Annotated in this window: 14 protein-coding genes and 1 pseudogene; 5 read left to right on the top strand and 10 right to left on the bottom strand. The window is 68.9% G+C overall.

What is annotated here, in order from left to right:
- Nucleotides 1-107: 107 nt before the first annotated feature.
- Entirely contained in the window at nucleotides 108-914 is an 807-nt protein-coding gene (locus tag OP04_RS10570; RefSeq protein ID WP_085066358.1) for a hypothetical protein, read from the bottom strand.
- Between the two features lie 279 nt (nucleotides 915-1,193).
- Between OP04_RS10570 and OP04_RS10565 the strand changes: the two genes are divergently transcribed.
- The 3 genes from OP04_RS10565 to OP04_RS51555 all read left to right on the top strand — a co-directional run bounded on the left by OP04_RS10565 (nucleotide 1,194) and on the right by OP04_RS51555 (nucleotide 3,946).
- Nucleotides 1,194-2,459: an aspartate kinase gene (locus tag OP04_RS10565; protein ID WP_033339336.1), complete on the top strand. Its 1,266-nt coding sequence runs from the start codon at nucleotides 1,194-1,196 to the stop codon at nucleotides 2,457-2,459.
- A 6-nt stretch (nucleotides 2,460-2,465) separates the two neighbouring features.
- Nucleotides 2,466-3,542: an aspartate-semialdehyde dehydrogenase gene (locus OP04_RS10560; RefSeq protein ID WP_033339335.1), complete on the top strand. Its 1,077-nt coding sequence runs from the start codon at nucleotides 2,466-2,468 to the stop codon at nucleotides 3,540-3,542.
- A 197-nt stretch (nucleotides 3,543-3,739) separates the two neighbouring features.
- A complete protein-coding gene (locus OP04_RS51555; protein ID WP_085066357.1) occupies nucleotides 3,740-3,946 on the top strand; it encodes a DUF397 domain-containing protein in 207 nt (68 codons plus the stop codon).
- Here OP04_RS51555 and OP04_RS10555 read toward each other — a convergent pair.
- A complete protein-coding gene (locus tag OP04_RS10555; protein WP_269746676.1) occupies nucleotides 3,903-4,811 on the bottom strand; it encodes a helix-turn-helix domain-containing protein in 909 nt (302 codons plus the stop codon). The genes OP04_RS51555 and OP04_RS10555 overlap by 44 nt on opposite strands.
- Nucleotides 4,812-4,985: 174 nt before the next feature.
- Here OP04_RS10555 and OP04_RS10550 point away from each other — a divergent pair, with 174 nt between their 5' ends.
- Together OP04_RS10550 and OP04_RS10545 are read left to right on the top strand one after the other, a co-directional pair.
- Entirely contained in the window at nucleotides 4,986-5,621 is a 636-nt protein-coding gene (locus tag OP04_RS10550; protein WP_232323531.1) for an HNH endonuclease family protein, read from the top strand.
- A gap of 24 nt (nucleotides 5,622-5,645) precedes the next feature.
- A pseudogene (locus OP04_RS10545) lies at nucleotides 5,646-5,876 on the top strand (hypothetical protein); the annotation flags it as partial.
- Between the two features lie 184 nt (nucleotides 5,877-6,060).
- Here the strand turns inward: OP04_RS10545 and OP04_RS10540 are convergent.
- The 8 genes from OP04_RS10540 to OP04_RS10505 form a co-directional block, all read right to left on the bottom strand.
- Nucleotides 6,061-6,873, bottom strand: a complete 813-nt coding sequence (locus tag OP04_RS10540) for a hypothetical protein (protein WP_033339332.1) — start codon at nucleotides 6,871-6,873, stop codon at nucleotides 6,061-6,063.
- A gap of 72 nt (nucleotides 6,874-6,945) precedes the next feature.
- Complete coding sequence (locus OP04_RS10535; protein ID WP_051797426.1) at nucleotides 6,946-8,019, bottom strand: ABC transporter ATP-binding protein; 1,074 nt, start codon at nucleotides 8,017-8,019, stop codon at nucleotides 6,946-6,948.
- Nucleotides 8,016-9,083, bottom strand: a complete 1,068-nt coding sequence (locus tag OP04_RS10530) for an ABC transporter ATP-binding protein (protein WP_051797424.1) — start codon at nucleotides 9,081-9,083, stop codon at nucleotides 8,016-8,018. Before OP04_RS10530 ends, OP04_RS10535 begins: the two co-directional genes overlap by 4 nt.
- 10 nt (nucleotides 9,084-9,093) lie before the next feature.
- Nucleotides 9,094-10,095: an ABC transporter permease gene (locus OP04_RS10525; RefSeq protein ID WP_033339330.1), complete on the bottom strand. Its 1,002-nt coding sequence runs from the start codon at nucleotides 10,093-10,095 to the stop codon at nucleotides 9,094-9,096.
- An 88-nt stretch (nucleotides 10,096-10,183) separates the two neighbouring features.
- Nucleotides 10,184-11,920, bottom strand: a complete 1,737-nt coding sequence (locus tag OP04_RS10520) for an ABC transporter substrate-binding protein (RefSeq protein WP_033339329.1) — start codon at nucleotides 11,918-11,920, stop codon at nucleotides 10,184-10,186.
- 99 nt (nucleotides 11,921-12,019) lie between these two features.
- On the bottom strand, nucleotides 12,020-13,033 hold the full coding sequence (locus OP04_RS10515; protein WP_033339328.1) for an ABC transporter permease: 1,014 nt from the start codon (nucleotides 13,031-13,033) through the stop codon (nucleotides 12,020-12,022).
- Between the two features lie 420 nt (nucleotides 13,034-13,453).
- Nucleotides 13,454-14,047, bottom strand: coding sequence for a recombination mediator RecR (gene recR / locus OP04_RS10510; protein WP_033339327.1), 594 nt, complete (start codon nucleotides 14,045-14,047; stop codon nucleotides 13,454-13,456).
- Nucleotides 14,048-14,054: 7 nt separating this feature from the next.
- On the bottom strand, nucleotides 14,055-14,360 hold the full coding sequence (locus OP04_RS10505; RefSeq protein WP_033339326.1) for a YbaB/EbfC family nucleoid-associated protein: 306 nt from the start codon (nucleotides 14,358-14,360) through the stop codon (nucleotides 14,055-14,057).
- Nucleotides 14,361-16,813: the final 2,453 nt, after the last annotated feature.

The following is a 16,813-nucleotide window of genomic DNA, read 5'->3' as shown; positions in this document are numbered from 1 at the left end:
GCTGCCACATAACGGACTCAGCCTACGTGATCGAATCCGCACCCGCTAACTCACGCCCGGGTGTCCCACACAACAAGATCATTCGTGGGTACGGATGGAAGCCGCCCCTATTCGGCCGCGCCGCTCGCCGTACCCGCTGATGGGGTGGTGCTCTTCGGTTTCGCCGTCTGCGGCGCCGGCGTGGCCATGCCCAGCGCCGGACCCGTCACCACCGGCCCCGGCAGCGAGATCGTCGCCGGCCCCGCGGACGGCGCCTGCGTCAGCACCAGTGTGCCGAAGCTCAGCCGCGCGCCGGTCAGCACGCCGTTCGCGTCGTAGCAGTAGATGCCGGTGTCCAGCGGCGCGTCCAGCGAGGCATAGGTCGACTCGACCGCGTAGCAGTCGCCCGCGGCCCCCTCCACCGCCTTCGCGAACGACACGGAGAGCGGCGCCTGCCGGTCCGTCAGCACCTCGCGCCAGTCCGTGAACGTGTGCTGCACCCGCGGGTCGATGTGTTTCGGCAGCACGCCGGTCGCGTCCGCGATCCGGATGCAGGCCGGCGCGACCGGACGCGTCGTGGACGGCAGCGCGCACTGGAACAGGCCGTCCGCGTTCACCGCGACCGACACGTCCGCCAGCCCGCCCATCGCGCCGCCGGCGATGTCCACCCGCCAGCTGCCGTCCGCCGCGCTCGTGGCCACCACGGTGCGCGGCGCCTTGTCGCCCTCGGTGAGCGTGTAGCCGGCGGTGACCTTCCGGTCCTCCGCGGCGGCCGCGCGCGCGGCCAGCACGGACCGCGCGTTCTCCTGCTGCGGCGGGGCGGAGCCGGACTCCGGCGTGGGTGAGGCCGCCGTCCCGGGCTCGCCGCCGCAACCGGCCACACTGGCGGCGACGAACAGCGCGAGCAGGACCGGGCTCAGTCGGGTCGTCTCCACGCGCCCATTCTCGGCCGCATCCACGCAGTTGATCGTGAACCTTCGTGCACGACACGCCGAGCGGTTGATGCCAGTTTTTTCACCGGTTTTCGGGTTTCAGGACGCCTTGCCGCAGGTGGGAACCGGGATTCCGGCCGGATCGTGGGATCGTATGCGGCCGGTGCGAGAACTCGTCGGTACCCTGGTGAGGCTTACTCGCCGCCGTCGGGCCTTCACCCGGCGGCGTCATGGCGTTCGTTGTCAGTACGTTCGTTGTCAGTACAGGAGGCGTGAGACCCCGTGGCCCTCGTGGTGCAGAAGTACGGCGGATCCTCGGTCGCGACTGCGGAGCGGATCAAACGGGTCGCCGAGCGCATCGTGGCGGCACGGAAGGCCGGCAACGACGTCGTCGCCGTGGTCTCCGCGATGGGCGACACCACGGACGAGCTGCTCGACCTGGCGCATCAGGTCAGCCCGCTCCCGCCCGGCCGCGAGCTGGACATGCTGCTCACCGCCGGCGAGCGCATCTCGATGGCGCTGCTGGCGATGGCGATCCACAACCTGGGCTTCGAGGCCCGCTCCTACACCGGCTCGCAGGCCGGCGTGATGACCACGTCCGTGCACGGGCGGGCGCGGATCATAGACGTCACACCGGGCCGCCTGCAGACCGCGCTCGACGAGGGCGCCATCGCGATCGTCGCCGGTTTCCAGGGCGTCTCACAGGACACGAAGGACGTCACCACGCTGGGCCGCGGCGGCTCCGACACCACCGCGGTCGCGCTCGCGGCCGCGCTCGACGCCTCCGTCTGCGAGATCTACACGGACGTGGACGGCGTCTACACCGCGGACCCGCGGATCGTCTCCAAGGCGCGGCACATCAAGACCATCACGTACGAGGAGATGCTGGAGCTCGCCGCCTGTGGCGCGAAGGTGCTGCATCTGCGTAGCGTCGAGTACGCACGCCGGGCGAACCTGCCCATCCACGTGCGCTCGTCGTACAACACCAACACCGGCACCATGGTCACCGGATCGATGGAGGACCCTTCTGTGGAGCACGCGCTGATCACCGGTGTCGCCCACGACCGCAGCGAAGCGAAGATCACCATCGTCGCGGTGCCGGACGAGCCCGGCGCCGCCGCGAAGATCTTCGAGACCGTGGCCGAGGCCGAGATCAACATCGACATGATCGTGCAGAACGTCTCCACCGAGGGGACCGGCCGCACCGACATCTCGTTCACGCTCCCCAAGGCGGACGGCCCGACCGCGATGGCCGCGCTCAACAAGGTCCAGGAGCAGGTCACGTTCAAGGGCCTGCTCTACGACGACCACGTCGGCAAGGTCTCCCTGATCGGCGCCGGCATGCGGTCCCACCCCGGCATCGCCGCCAAGTTCTTCTCCTCGCTCGGTGAGGCCGGCGTGAACATCGAGATGATCTCCACTTCGGAGATCCGCGTCTCGGTCGTCTGCCGCGACACCGACCTGGACGCCGCCGTGCGCTCCATCCACGACGCGTTCGATCTCGGTGGCACCGAGGAGGCAGTCGTCTACGCCGGCACAGGAAGGTAGGGCGCCATGGGACGGCGCCCCACCCTCGCCGTCGTCGGCGCCACCGGCGCCGTCGGCTCGGTCATGTGCGAGCTGCTGTCGTCCCGCAAGGACGTGTGGGGCGAGATCCGCCTGACCGCCTCCGCCGCCTCCTGCGGCCGGCTCCTCTCCGTCCGCGGCGAGGAACTGGAGGTCCAGGCGCTCACGCCCGAGTTCTTCGACGGCGTCGACGTCGCCATGTTCGACGTGCCCGCCGAGGTCGCCGTCGAGTGGGCGCCGATCGCGGCCACCCGCGGCGCCGTCGTCGTCGACAACTCCGGCGCGTTCCGGATGGATCGCGACGTCCCGCTGGTCGTCCCCGAGATCAACGCCGAGCAGGCCCGCAACCGCCCCCGCGGCATCATCGCGAACGCGAACTGCACCACGCTCACCATCGTCGTCATGCTCGCCCCGCTCCACCGCGAATACGGCCTGCGCGAGCTGGTCCTCGCCTCCTACCAGGCCGTCTCCGGCTCCGGCCAGTCCGGCGTCGACGTCCTGCACGACCAGATCTCCAAGGTCGCCGGCGACCGCGCACTCGGCACCCGCTCCGGCAACGTCCGCCAGTCCGTCGGCGACGACCTCGGCCCGTTCCCCGCCCCGATGGCGCTCAACGTGGTCCCGTGGGCAGGCTCGTTGATGGACCTGGGCTGGTCCTCCGAGGAACTCAAGGTCCGCAGCGAGACCCGCAAGATCCTCGGCCTCCCCGACCTCAAGGTCTCCGCCACCTGCGTCCACGTCCCGGTCGTGACCGGCCACTCCGTCGCCGTCCACGCGGTCTTCGCCTCCGAGGTCGACGCCGAGGGCGCCCGCGAGGCCCTCCGCAACGCCCCCGGCGTCATCCTCGTCGACGACCCCGCCTCCGGCGAATACCCCATGCCCATCGACGCCGTCGGCACCGACCCCGCCTGGGTCGGCCGCATCCGCCGCGCCATGGACGACCCCCGGGCCCTGGACCTCTTCGTCACCGGCGACAACCTCCGCAAGGGCTCCGCCCTCAACACGACCCAGATCGCGGAGCTGCTGGCCAAGGAATTCACCCCGCCGTCATCGTCAGCTCGCTGACGCGGAATTCACCTGAAAGAGATATATCGCCGAGCGGGAATTCACCCAGAAGGTGTGTGCGGAGCCCTCGTGTTTGTGACAGCAGGGTGGCCATTACCCAACTAGAGTCAGCTTTGGTGCTGAGGGCCCGGTGGTGACTCCGCATCACCGGCGATCCGGTCAACGCGTGCCGCCGACCTTGGTGAGGGGCGTCAGTCATGGGTGATGGATCATTGTGGGCAGAGTGGCGCAAAAGCTCCTATAGTGCAGATATCAATTGCGTCGAATTCCGGATCGAGGTGCAGGTTGAGGTCGGCATTCGCGATTCGAAGGATTGCGATGGACCTCGTCTGCGTGTCTCCGGCGCGGCGTGGAAGGCCTTCACGACGGCTGTGTCGTCCGAGGATCTCCCGCCAGTCGATTGATCGCCCGATCAAGGATATCGTTGCTCTCCGTGATTGAGGCGCTGCAGTCCTCCAGTGACCAGAAGAGCTCGATGTATGACGCGGCGGATGAGCTCTTCACGTCGATAGCGATGCCTCCACCCTGATGTTCGATGAATGCAAGCTCGTTGTTGTCGGGTGAGGGAAATTCGAGTACGACGAACGGGCCTCGCAGGCCAGTGTGTGCGCCCCGGTCGAACGGCACTATTCGAACCTCGACATTCGGGGTACCGGCCATTTTGCGCACGTGCCGCAACTGGCGAAGCATGACGGCTGGTCCGCCGACCTCGTGATGGAGTACGGCTTCGTCGAGAATGAAGATCGCACGGAAGGCGTCCACCCTTTGGAGTATCTTCTGGCGTTCCATGTGCAGTTGTACCCGCCGTTCCTTGACCTCATCGCTGTCGGTGGTGATCGGGCGGGATTCGAAGAAGGTGCGGGCGTATTCCTCGGTCTGCAGCAGCCCCGGCACGAGTGCCAGCTCGTATGATCTGCACGTCGATGCTGCGCTCTCGTATTGCAGGAAGTATGCGAAGTCGGCCGTCAGAATGTCGCGAAAACGCTCATACTGCTGTCGATGTGCGTGGCTGGCTATCCGGATCAACTCCTCGACCTGGGCATCGTCCTCAACGCCATAGTGATGGAGTAATACGCAAAGATCCATGACCGAGATGTCCAGAACGCCCCGCTCGATGCGTAGGAGTCTCGACAGTGGTTGCCACCCCAGTGCCGTCGCGACCTCCCGCTCCGACCAGCCGCGTTGTTCGCGCATGGTGCGCAGGGTTGTGCGGAGTCGCTGGCGCAAGACAAGCGGACTCTCGCCCGTATCGTTCGGGCCGCTCGGCACCTCGAACCTCCGGCGAACGTGCGTCGATGAAAGGCGCGAGTACTAATGGTAGTCGCATCCTGTCAAGGGGTAGGTGCTTGACAGGGTGCGTCCCGGTCCTGAGTGGATCTCAGGTCGCGGAATGTCGTACTGATGTCGCAAGCTGTAGGGGTGACACGTTCTCTCAAGGTTGTGATGGCTGCGGTTGCCGCCGCGGCGATGCTGGGGATGGCCGGCTGCCAGGTCGATGTGGGGACCGGCGGCGGGGGTGACGGGACCGGGGCGACCGCGGACCCGGGCACCGGTGCGGCCGACGCCGCGGCGCAGCTCGAGGAGCTGACCGTCGGGAAGGCCGGCTCGATGAGCGGCTACAGCCGGGAGAAGTTTCCGCACTGGCGGAGCACCGGGAAGAACTGCGACATGCGGGACAAGATTTTGCAGCGCGACGGCGAGAACATTCGGCTGGACGGGTGCAACGTGACCGGCGGCAGCTGGTACAGCATCTACGACGCCAAGACCTACGAGGATCCGAGCAAGGTCGACATCGACCACATGGTGCCGCTGGCGAACGCGTGGCGCTCCGGGGCGAACGAGTGGACGAACGAGCAGCGCGGCGACTTCGCCAACGATGAGGAGCGGCCGCAGCTGTTCGCGGTTTCGGCCTCGCAGAACCGGGCAAAGGGTGACCAGGATCCGTCGACGTGGAAGCCGGCGTCGGAGGACTTCTGGTGCACCTACGCTCAGGACTGGATCACCGTCAAGCACTACTGGAAGCTGTCGATCACGAGCGCGGAAAAGGGGGCGCTCACCGACATGCTGGCGAAATGCTGAGAGGGTTGAGGGATGGCTGACGCGGACATCGTCCCCGGGCCGGGCGGCGTGATGACCGACGAGGTCGGCGTGGTGACCGGTGAGCTGACGCTGCGCAGCGAGCTGGTCGACGGCGACGCCGTGCTGCGCGTGCAGTACAAGGACGCCGAGGAGTGGTACGCGGTGACCGGCGGCCGCACCAAGCTCAAGGACCCGGCCGACCTCGACGCGGTGCACGCGATCGCGGTCGGCCTCCTCCACCGCCCCGAGGGCTGATAAACCCCACAATCCAGAACATTTTCCCGCTTCCGGCGTGGTCCGGCAGCGTTGCTCCCGCGGGCACCGGTCGTCGCTGGCGCTCCTCCCTGCCGGTCCCGTCGCTGGTCACCGAAGACCCGCCCGGCCGCTGAATACCGAAATGCCGGACGCAGAAGAGCGCCCGGCATTTCAGGAAGTGCTGCTAGGGGGAGGATCGGACCGCCGAACCGGTGCCGGACCACATGTCCTCCAGCGCCGGCCCGCACTGTGGCTGGCCCTCGAAGACCGCCATGAACTCGGCGATGTCCACCCGGGTGCCGACGCCGGCGGACGGGATGGTGACCGGGCGGCCCAGGTCGTTGAGCAGGAGTTCGATGCTGTCCTGGCCGGCCTCGACGGCGAGGTGCGGGGACGCGCCGGGCGGGACCATGGCGGACATGCGGCGCACCCGGCCCTGCGGGTCCAGCTCGACCTCGCCGGTGACCTCGGTGGCGGTCAGGCCGATGCGCCCGGAGTCGAGCGCGGCCTTCAGCGCGGGCCGGTCCGCCTCGGGAGCCAGTGAGAGCGCCTGCCGAAGGTCCAGCGTGATGGTCAGGCAGCCGTCGGACGCGGACGCCGACGTCACGCCGCGCAGCCAGGAGAGCATGCCGATCGGGGTGGCGGCCAGGCCCTCGGCGCCGAGCCGGGAGGCCTCCCACGAGCCGGTGGTCTCCTCGCCGGACGGCTCCTGGAGCGCGTAGAACGTACCCTCGGTGACGATCGAGCGGTTCTCCACGGTCCATTCCGCGCCGGTCTTGGCCGGGTCGTCGAGTGCGGAGTCGAACTCCGGCTCGGCCAGCGACGGGATCTGGAACCGGGACCGCATCGCCAGCCGGCCACGGTCGAAGTCCACGGCGCCCTCGCAGGAGCCTAGATCACCGCGGCCGGCCGGCATCCGCCAGCAGAACATTGCCGTTCCCGCGGCCCGGGTGGCGTCGACCGCCGCCCGTACCCGCGCGTTGAGCTCTTCCGTCACTTCCGCCCCCTCGTGGTCGTGACCTAGCTCTGCCCAGAATGAGCCAGGTCACACACGACGGGGATGGTTTTCTCACTCCGGGTCGGCGACCACCGTGGCGATCTTGTCGCGGGCCTGCGCGGCCGCGGCCGAGCGTCCGCTGCCGGCCGCGTGCTGCTCCTCGTCGCTGACCGGGAAGTGGCAGGCGACCTGGTGCCCGTCGGCCAGCACGGTCAGTGGCGGCTGCTCGGACGCGCACACGTCCTGGGCCTTCCAGCAGCGGGTACGGAACCGGCAGCCGGACGGCGGGTCGATCGGGCTCGGCACGTCGCCGGTGAGCAGCACGCGCTCACGCTGCGCCTTGTCCCGGCGGGACGGGTCCGGCACCGGCACGGCGGACATGAGCGCCACCGTGTACGGGTGACGCGGGTGCGCGTACAGGTCGTCGCGCGGCGCCACCTCGACCACCTTGCCGAGGTACATGACCGCGACCCGGTCCGAGATGTGCCGCACCACGGAGAGGTCGTGCGCGATGAACAGGTACGTCAGGTCCAGCTCGCGCTGCAGGTCGTCGAGGAGGTTGACGACCTGCGCCTGGATGGAGACGTCCAGCGCGGAGACCGGCTCGTCCGCGACGATCATCTTCGGCTTGAGCGCCAGCGCGCGGGCGATGCCGATGCGCTGCCGCTGACCGCCGGAGAACTCGTGCGGGTACCGGTTGTAGTGCTCCGGGTTGAGGCCGACCAGCTCCAGCAGCTCCTGCACGGCCTTCTTCAGGCCCTGCGGCGTCGGGATCTTCTGGATCTGCAGCGGCGCGGAGACGATGGTGCCGACCGTGTGCCGCGGGTTCAGCGACGAATACGGGTCCTGGAAGATCATCTGGACGTCACGCCGCAGGTCGCGCAGCGGGCCGCGCTTGATGTGCGTGATGTCCTGGCCGTCGAACGTGACCGTGCCGCCGGTCGGCTCCAGGATGCGCGTGATCAGCCGCCCGGCCGTGGACTTGCCGCAGCCGGACTCGCCGACCAGGCCGAGCGTTTCGCCCTTGTTGACGGTCAGGTCGATTCCGTCGACCGCGCGGACGGCCGCGACCTGGCGCCGGAGCAGGCCGGCCGTGATCGGGAAGTGCTTCTGCAGCCCGGTGACTTCGAGAAGAGGGGTGCTCACAGGTTGGGGCTCACTTCCTGGATGAAGATCTCGCGGCGCAGCTCAGGCGGCATGTGGCAGGCGACCGCGTGCGTCGTGCCGGTCAGCTCGGGGCGCTCGGTGAACGACCGGTCCCCGTTGCGGCCCGCGTACGGGCAGCGCGGGTGGAAGGAGCAGCCGGACGGCAGGTTGATCAGCGACGGCGGCGTGCCCTTGATCGGGTTGAGGCGGTCGCGGACCTCGCGGTCCAGGCGCGGCATCGAGCCGAGCAGACCCCAGGTGTACGGGTGCTCCGGCGTGCGGAACACGGCCTCGGCCGGCCCGCGCTCGATCGCCTTGCCGCCGTACATGACCAGGATGTCGTCGGCCAGCTCCGCCACCACGCCGAGGTCGTGCGTGATCATGATGACCGCGGAGCCGAACTCCTCCTGCAGGTCGCGGATCAGGTCGAGGATCTGCGCCTGCACGGTCACGTCGAGCGCGGTGGTCGGCTCGTCCGCGATCAGCAGCTCCGGGTTGTTGATCAGCGACATCGCGATCATCGCGCGCTGCCGCATGCCGCCGGAGAACTGGTGCGGGTAGTCGTCGACGCGGCGCGAGGGCTGCGGGATGCCGACGCGCGCCAGCATGTCGATCGCCTTCTGCTTGGCGGCCTTCTTGCTCCCGCCGTGGTGGATCCGGTACGCCTCCACGATCTGCTGACCGATCGTGAAGTACGGGTGCATCGCACTCAGCGGGTCCTGGAAGATCATCGACATCTTCCGGCCACGCAGCCGGCGTACCCGCTCGTTGTCCGCCTTGATCAGCTCTTCGCCGTCGAGCCAGATCTCGCCGCTGACCTTCGCATTGCTGCGCGTGCGGTGCAGCCCGAGGATCGCGAGGCTGGTCACGCTCTTGCCGGAGCCGGACTCGCCGACGATGCCGAGCGTCTTGCCGCGCTCCAGCCCGAACGACACGCCGTCCACGGATTTCACGATGCCGTCGTCCGTCGCGAACTGCACGCGCAGGTCGCGCACCTCGAGGAAGGACTTGGGCGGAGAGAGGTCGGCCGGGCCGAGCTCGGTGACAGGCACTGAAGTGGTCACAGGAAATCCCTCAGCTCAGCCGGACGCGCGGGTCGACAGCGGCGTAGAGCAGGTCGACGACCAGGTTGGCGATGACGATGAAGAACGCGGCGAACAGCGTGACGCCGAGGATGATCGGGAGGTCGTTCTGCCGGATCGAGGTCAGCGTGGCCTCGCCCAGGCCGCGGAGGTTGAACGTGGTCTCGGTCAGGATGGCACCGCCGAGGAGGCTGCCCAGGTCCAGGCCGAACACGGTGATCAGCGGCGTGAGGCCGGAGCGCAGGCCGTGCTTGCCGACCACGTCACGCTCGCGCAGGCCCTTGGCGCGCGCGGTACGGATGTAGTCCTCGCTCAGCGTCTCCAGCATGTTGGCCCGGGTGAGGCGCGCGTAGGTCGCGGCGAACAGGAACGCCAGCGTGATCCACGGCAGCAGCAGGTTCGTCGCCCACTCCAGCGGGTTGACCGCGAAGTCGACGTACCCGGGCGGCGGCAGCCAGCCCAGCCAGTAGCAGAAGATCGCGGCGGAGACGAGGCCGGTGAAGTAGATCGGGAGCGAGACGCCGGCCAGCGCGGTCGTCATCACGATCCGGTCCGCGGCCCGGCCCTTGCGCAGCGCGGAGATGACGCCGGCGCCGACACCGCCGATCACCCAGAGGATCGCGGCACCCAGCGCGAGCGACAGCGTGACCGGGAGGCGGTCGATCAGGTACGGCCACACCTCCTGGTCGGTCTTGAACGAGTAACCGAAGCAGGGCGCCGCGCAGTGCGTGGTGTCCGGGCCGGCGTCGTAGTCCCGGCCGACGACCAGGCCCTGCAGGAACTTGCCGTACTGGACGTAGATCGGGTCGTCGAGACCCAGCTTGGTCCGGATGCCGTCGAGCGCGGCCGCGTCCGCCGTCTTGCCGACGTAGAGCAGGGCGGGATCACTGCCGGTCAGCTTCGGGACCAGGAAGAAGACGCCGAAGGTCACCATAGTGACGACCAGCAGCGTGATGACGACGTTGAACAGTCGTCGAACGACGTATGCGAACACGAGCCGAGGCCTCCAGGTTCGGCGGGTGCCCCTCCCCGGTAGAGGAGGGACACCCGCCAGGACGTGCTACGAGTTGTTAGCTAAAACCTCAGCTGGAGACACCGAGCGCCTGGAAGTCGTACATGCCCCAGAACTGGTGGATGTAGACGTTGGTCAGGCGCGGGTTGCGGTAGTTGAGGGCCTTGTCGGTGACGAAGGGCAGGATGTACGCGCCCTCCATGACCTTGTGGTTGATCTGCGTGTAGAGCGCGGCAGCCGCGGCCGGGTCGACCGTCTTCGCCTGGTCGAAGAGCGCGTCGATCGACGGGTCCTTGATCTCGGCGAAGTTGAAGTTGCCGTTCTTCAGGATGTAGCGGCTGTCGACCAGCGGCTGCAGGTAACCGGCGCCCGACGGGTAGTCCGCCGCCCAGCCGGAGATGATCAGGCCGTAGCCCTTGGCGTGCACGTTGTCCGGCGCGCCCTGGAGCGAGCTGGCCTGGGCACCGTCGATCTGGTCGATCTTGGCGTCGATGTTGACGGCCTTCAGCGCGGCCTGCAGCGCCTCGGCGGTCTTGACCTCGGCCGGCTTGTTGTTACGGACCGCGATGACGGTCGAGAAGCCCTCCGGCTTGCCACACGCGGCGAGCGCGGCCTTGGCGGCGTCGACCTGCGGCTTGCCCTGCGCGCGACCGTACGGGTCGTACGCCGGCTCCGAGCCCGGGATGTTCGGCGGGAGCATGTTGACGCCGATGTCGCCACCCGCGACGGGGCCGCCACGCGCGGTCTGCAGCGAGGTCGGGTCCGAGGCGAGGATGACGGCCTTGCGGCAGTCGATGTTGTCGAACGGGGCGACCGCGGTGGACATCGCGGCGTACCGGATGAAGCCGGTCGTCGGGGTGTCCGAGTTCGCCTTCAGCGTCTCGTCCTGCAGGATCTTCGTGCGGGCCGCGGCCTGCACGCCGGTCTGCGCGGCGTCGAGGTCGGCGGTGCCGGCCATCAGACGCTGGTCCATGTCGTCGGCGTTGGTCGTGATCGTCATGTTGATCGCGTCCGGGAGCGCCTTGCGCAGCGGGTCGGTGGTGGCGTCCCAGAACTCGTTCCGGGTCCACTTGATGATCTTGCCGGGCTCGTACGACTCGATCTTGTACGGGCCGGACGCGGCCGGCTTCGAGCCGTACTGCGCGCCGGTGTCCCGGGCGACCGGAACCGGGCCCGCGCCCGGCATGGCCAGCAGGTACGGGAAGTCCGCGTACGGCGCGGCCAGGTTGAAGACGATCGTCTTGTCGTCCGGCGTCAGCACCGACTTGAGACCCAGCTTGTTCGGGTCCGAGTCCTTGTACGGGCCCTCGTACTTCTGGCCCTGGTCCAGCTGCTCCATCAGGTAGACGGGGCCGCCCGGCACGACGTCCTGCGCGAAGATGCGCTCGATGCCGTACTTGACGTCCTTCGACGTGATCGGCGTGCCGTCGTCGAACTTCAGCCCGTCGCGCAGCGTGTAGGTGTAGGTCTTGCCGTCGTTGCTGAGCACACCCTCGGCGCCGGCCAGGTCGGGGACGAGCTTCATGCCGTCCGCGCCGGGCTTGGCGTCGTAGGCGACCAGCGTACGGGTGTAGAGCCGGTTCAGGTTCCAGACGAACGCGTAGTAGCCGCGCGCCGGGTCGAGGCTGTCGACGTCCTGCGAGCTCCAGAGCTCGAGGGTGCCGCCCTTCTTGTCGGACGCGTTCAGCACGCCGGTGAGCGCCGCGTTCTGAGCGTTCTTGGCACCACCGTTGGACGAGTCGGTCCCGCCGCCGCCACCGCAAGCCGCGGTGACACTCAGGGCGAGAGCAGCCGTAGCGGCCACCATCGCCTTCCTCTTACTAAGCACTGCTGCCTACCTCCTGGACGTGCGACCGAGGTCGCGACTGGTGCGCTGGTGGTGCGAAATTGATGCGCGGTGAAAGGTCTAGTGCGCCTTCGGGTCGAGGGCGTCGCGAAGCCCGTCGCCGAACAGGTTGAAGGCGAGCACGGTGATGAAGATGCACACGCCCGGAATGATCATGTACGTCGGATCAGACTGGTAGTAGCTCTTCGCGTCGTAGAGCATGCCGCCCCACGAGGGGTTCGGCGCCTCGATGCCCACGCCGAGGAAGCTGAGCGACGCCTCGGTGATGATGTTCGTCGGGATGATCAGGGTCGTGTAGACCAGGATCGGCGCCGCCAGGTTCGGCAGCAGCTCCCGGAACAGGATCCGCCCGGTGCGGGCACCCAGGCTGCGGGACGCCTCGATGAACTCCCGCTCGCGCAGGGACAGCACCTGGCCACGGACGATGCGCCCGATGTACGGCCAGCCGAAGAAGCCGATCACGCCGATCAGCACGGCCATCCGCGACAGCCGGCCGTCCAGGCCGAAGAACGAGTCCGGCAGCACCGAGACCAGCGCGATCGAGAACAGCAGCTGCGGGAACGCGAGCAGGAAGTCCATGATGCGGCTGACCACCGCGTCGACCCAGCCGCCCATGAAGCCGGCCGCCAGGCCCAGGATCGCGCCCAGGATCGTGGAGACCAGCGCGGCCAGGAACGCGACGAAGATGGACGTCTGCGCACCGAAGATGATGCGGCTGAACACGTCGCGGCCGGACGTCGGCTCGACACCCAGCCAGTGCTCGCCGCTGATGCCGCCGAACGAGCCCAGCGGCAGGCCCAGCGTGGGGTCGATCAGGTCGTTGTTGAAAGCGTCGATCGGATGACCGATCAGACTCACGATCGGGGTGGCGAAGATCGCGACGAGCACCAGGAAGCCGACGAAGGCGCCACCCGCCGTCGCCACCCTGTCCCGCTTGAACCGACGCCAGGCGATCTGGCGCAGCGAGCGACCCTCGATCGCCTTGCCGGTGGTGCTGTTGACACCGCCTTCGGCCGGATCGGCGACGTCGTGCGTCGACTCCTCAGAGAGGGACGCGCCCGGTCCACTGACCATCCGTGCCTCGGTCCTCCTCCGGCCGCCGGACCGCAGGCGCCGCCGCAGCGACAACCGGGCTGGCACACGGCCGCCGGCTTTGCACGGTGGATCACCCGCGGCTTACGGCAACCGGTCGATTGTCGTGAGCCTCGAGTGCCCGCGCTCCTACCGACGGCCTCAGGTTGGGGCGGTGGGAAGGCAGCGCGGACACGACGACGGGTTTGCCGTCGACGAGATGAACAGTCCACTGACGATGGCACCGCGGTCAACGCTCAGAGTGACCATGTAACCAACTTCAGGCCACGCCGTGATGATGGCGTGACCTGAATGGGATCAAGCACGGAAAAACAGGGCAAATCAACTTTGAACCCTGGCGGAACATGTCTGTTACGTCTGGATTTCACTGGCAAAACGAGGACTTTTCGCAGCGTAAGATGCTTACACTGCGCGACGGCCCTCGAAGGCGCGGCCCAACGTGATCTCGTCCGCGTACTCCAGATCGCCGCCCACCGGCAGCCCGCTCGCCAGCCGCGTCACCGCGATCCCCATCGGCTTGATCATCAGCGCCAGGTAGGTCGCGGTCGCCTCGCCCTCGGTGTTCGGGTCGGTCGCCAGGATCAGCTCCCGCACGTCCCCGTTCCCCAGCCGGATCAGCAGCTCACGGATCTTCAGACTGTCCGGCCCGATGCCCTCCAGCGGATTGATCGCGCCGCCGAGCACGTGGTATCGACCGCGGAACTCGCCGGTCCGCTCGATCGCCACCACGTCCTTCGGCTCCTCGACCACGCAGAGCACCTCGTTGCCGCGGCGCGGATCACGGCAGATCCGGCACTGCTCCTCCTCGGCCACGTTGTAGCAGGTCACACAGAAGCGCACGGACTCCTTGACCTTCCGCAACGCCGCCGCCAGCCTCGCCACGTCCGTCGTGTCCGAGGACAGAATGTGGAACGCGATCCGCTGGGCGCTCTTCGGACCCACGCCGGGCAGGCGTCCCAGCTCGTCGATCAGATCCTGAATGGCACCCTCGTACATGACCGGCTCAGAACCCCATGCCGAGTCCGCCGAGCCCGCCCGTGACCGGCCCCATCTTCTCCTCGGTCAGCGTGCGCACCGCCTCGGACGCATTGTGCAGCGCGGCCAGCACCGCATCCTCCAGCGTCTCCGGATCATCCGGATCGATCACCTTCGGGTCGATCTTCACGGACCGCACCTCACCCGTGCCGGCCATCACGACCGTCACCAGCCCGCCACCGGCCGTACCCGACACCTCGGCCTCCGCCAGCTCGGCCTGCGCCACCTGCGCCGCCTGCTGCAACTTCGCCGCCTGCTTCATCAACTGCTGCATGTTGGGCTGTCCCCCGGGACGCACGGCAGCTCCTTCACATCGTCTCTCATCAGCGGCTGTCGCCGCCCCATCGCACCGCCGCCCAGCGTAGCCGGATCACTCCCGTCACCCGCCGGTCGCCTCATCAAGAGCCGGATATACCCACTCACGCCGGGGTACAGCAGCGTTGCTCCCGCGGGCACCGGTCCCGCGTCACAAGGTCAACCCCGAACAGGCTCCGCCGCGCGGACCCGCCCGCCTCGGCCACACCTCGGCGCACGTGGTGACAGGACCCAGGCTTGACAGCGATCGGCAGGCGTCACTGTCCGACCTTCTCTCGACCACGGTCTGCTCAGCTCGCCAGGCCGCTAAATGCCGAAATTTCGGGCGCGAAGCGCTCGCGTCGCCACAGAAGCGGTGCGCGATCCACCGCCGGTCGCTCTAAAGGCCGCGTCGGTGGTGAGGCTGCGGGCCGACGCCGCCGTCTGGCCGACGCCGCCGTCTGGCCGACGCCGCCGTCTGGCCGACGCGGTGCCGCACGGTCGACAGCCGGTGGCTGGGGTCGATGCGTGCGGTCGCGGACGTGCTGCAGCAGCCGGGCGATGGTGTGAGGACAAAGGCGGCAGCGGAGGTTGATCGTGCCGGTGCGGTCTGATCGAGGTCAGCCTTTTGTCAATGATTCGTGGCGGTCCAGTTCACCCCCGGCGCGCTCGGCGGCGTGCAACCGGTCCGCAGGGCCGTTGCGACTGGTCTCGGCGCACGGCCAGTGGCGGGAGGCGGCCGGCCTTCGAGTATCGGGCGCTCCGCGCCCGATATTTCGTCTTATTACGGCCGGGCACTGGGTGTCGGCGCTGATCATCTCGGTGACAGATACGTGAGCCACCTCATGGCTGACTCAGAAGGTGGCTCACGTATCTGTCGCCGTGCGGGTCCGGCGTGTCGGCCGGATGTGACCGTGCCGGGGAGTCGGCCGGGACGGTCACATCTCGGCGATCTTCTCGGCGCCGAAGGCCTGCTTGAGTAGGAGGAACGCCTGTTGTTCGCTGCTCTGCCGGGCGGCCTGCTCGTCGACCACCTCGTCCAGCGGCTCGTCGCCGGGGTCGAAGCCTTCGAGATCTTTCGCCGTCGCCTCGACGGGCTGGTGGGCCTGGGCGGCCGCGGCAGCTGCGGCCGCGGCGTTGGCGGCGGCTACCGCCGCGGCTGCCCGGCCCTGCGTGGGGCGGACCGGCTCGGCCGCGAGGGCCGCGGCCTGTTTGGCCTGGCCGGAACGGCCCTGAGCCGCTGCCACCGCGTTGGCCGCGGCGCGGCTCGCCGCGGCCTTGGCACTGGCGATCGCGGGATTCTTCGACTGCCCGGCCGCACCCCCCGGACTCGCCGCTCCCTGCGAACCGGCTCCGGACGAGCCCGACGAAGCCGGTGCCGAGGGGATCGGCGGCGCGGAGACCGAGGCGGACGAGGCCGGCCCGGCGGATGCCGGGGCGGCGAAGGCGGGCGCGACGGATGCCGCGGCCCCGGCGACCGCGGCGGCGGAAGCCGATGCGCCGGAGAACGGTGCGGCAGGCACGCCGGACACCGATGCGCCCGAGGTCTGACCGCCCGTCACGGATGATCCCGAGTAGGCCTGCGAGGTGCCACCGACCGCCACCGGGCCACCGCCCTTGGGCAGCGGACCGTCGTAGTCAGGGTCGTAGGGCGGCTCCTCGTCCTCCGAGAAGTCGTCCCAGGCGCTGTCGCCACCGGCGGCCGGCGCTACCGGCGAACGGGACGCGGCTGGTGCCGCAGCCTCGGCCGGTGCGGACGCCGCGGGGCCGCGCTGACCGCCACCACCCGGAACAGCCTGCTTTCCCTTCGCACCCGCTGCGGCGGCACGCGCCGCGGCGAGACCTCCGGCGGCAGCACGCCGCGAAGGTTCGGCAGCTGCCGTCACCTGACTTTCCGGCATCGCTGTGGAATCGCCGGGCCCGCCGACGCCCGCCTGTACCGGTTCTGGCCAGCCTCCGTTGTCGGCCGGGCTTGGCGTGCTGCCGGGTTGTACCGGTTCTGGCCAGCCTCCGTTGTCGGCCGGGCTTGGCGTGCTTCCCGGCTGTACCGATTCGGGCCGGCCGCTGTTGCCGGCCGGGCTTGGCGTGCTGCCAGGCTTTGCCGGTTCTGGCCAGCCTCCGCTGTCCGCTGTGCCGGGCACGTTTTCTGGCCGGGCGGGTTCCGACCGGTTGCCGCCGTTGGCAGAGCCAGGCGCATTTCCTGGCTGGACCGGCTGCGGCCAGGCGCTGCTGCCGATCGGCCCGTTCCCACCGCCCGGCTGTGCCGGACTCGGCCAGCCGTCATCGGCGGCCGACGCGGGCGTGCCGGCGGGCTGGACGGGATCAGGCCAGCCATCGTCGTCAGCCGGCGGTGCCGCTCCGACGCGGCCGCCGCCAGACTGCGGGGGGCTCGACCGGGCACTACCGGCCGGTTGGTCGCTCCCTTGGTGAGCG

Origin of the sequence: Catenuloplanes japonicus (assembly GCF_000717135.1) — a bacterium.
GTDB lineage: Bacteria > Actinomycetota > Actinomycetes > Mycobacteriales > Micromonosporaceae > Catenuloplanes > Catenuloplanes japonicus.
The sequence above is the reverse complement of the archived record's forward strand: the minus strand, read 5'-3'. Positions and strand labels throughout refer to the sequence as shown.

What these genes read in the sequence shown, in the direction of transcription:
- recR (WP_033339327.1), bottom strand. Translation starts at nt 14,047, where the DNA reads ATGTACGAGGGTGCCATTCAGGATCTGATCGACGAGCTGGGACGCCTG.
- OP04_RS51555 (WP_085066357.1), top strand. Translation starts at nt 3,740, where the DNA reads ATGGGTGATGGATCATTGTGGGCAGAGTGGCGCAAAAGCTCCTATAGT.
- OP04_RS10515 (WP_033339328.1), bottom strand. Translation starts at nt 13,033, where the DNA reads ATGGTCAGTGGACCGGGCGCGTCCCTCTCTGAGGAGTCGACGCACGAC.
- OP04_RS10505 (WP_033339326.1), bottom strand. Translation starts at nt 14,360, where the DNA reads ATGCAGCAGTTGATGAAGCAGGCGGCGAAGTTGCAGCAGGCGGCGCAG.
- OP04_RS10550 (WP_232323531.1), top strand. Translation starts at nt 4,986, where the DNA reads ATGGCTGCGGTTGCCGCCGCGGCGATGCTGGGGATGGCCGGCTGCCAG.
- OP04_RS10560 (WP_033339335.1), top strand. Translation starts at nt 2,466, where the DNA reads ATGGGACGGCGCCCCACCCTCGCCGTCGTCGGCGCCACCGGCGCCGTC.
- OP04_RS10520 (WP_033339329.1), bottom strand. Translation starts at nt 11,920, where the DNA reads ATGGTGGCCGCTACGGCTGCTCTCGCCCTGAGTGTCACCGCGGCTTGC.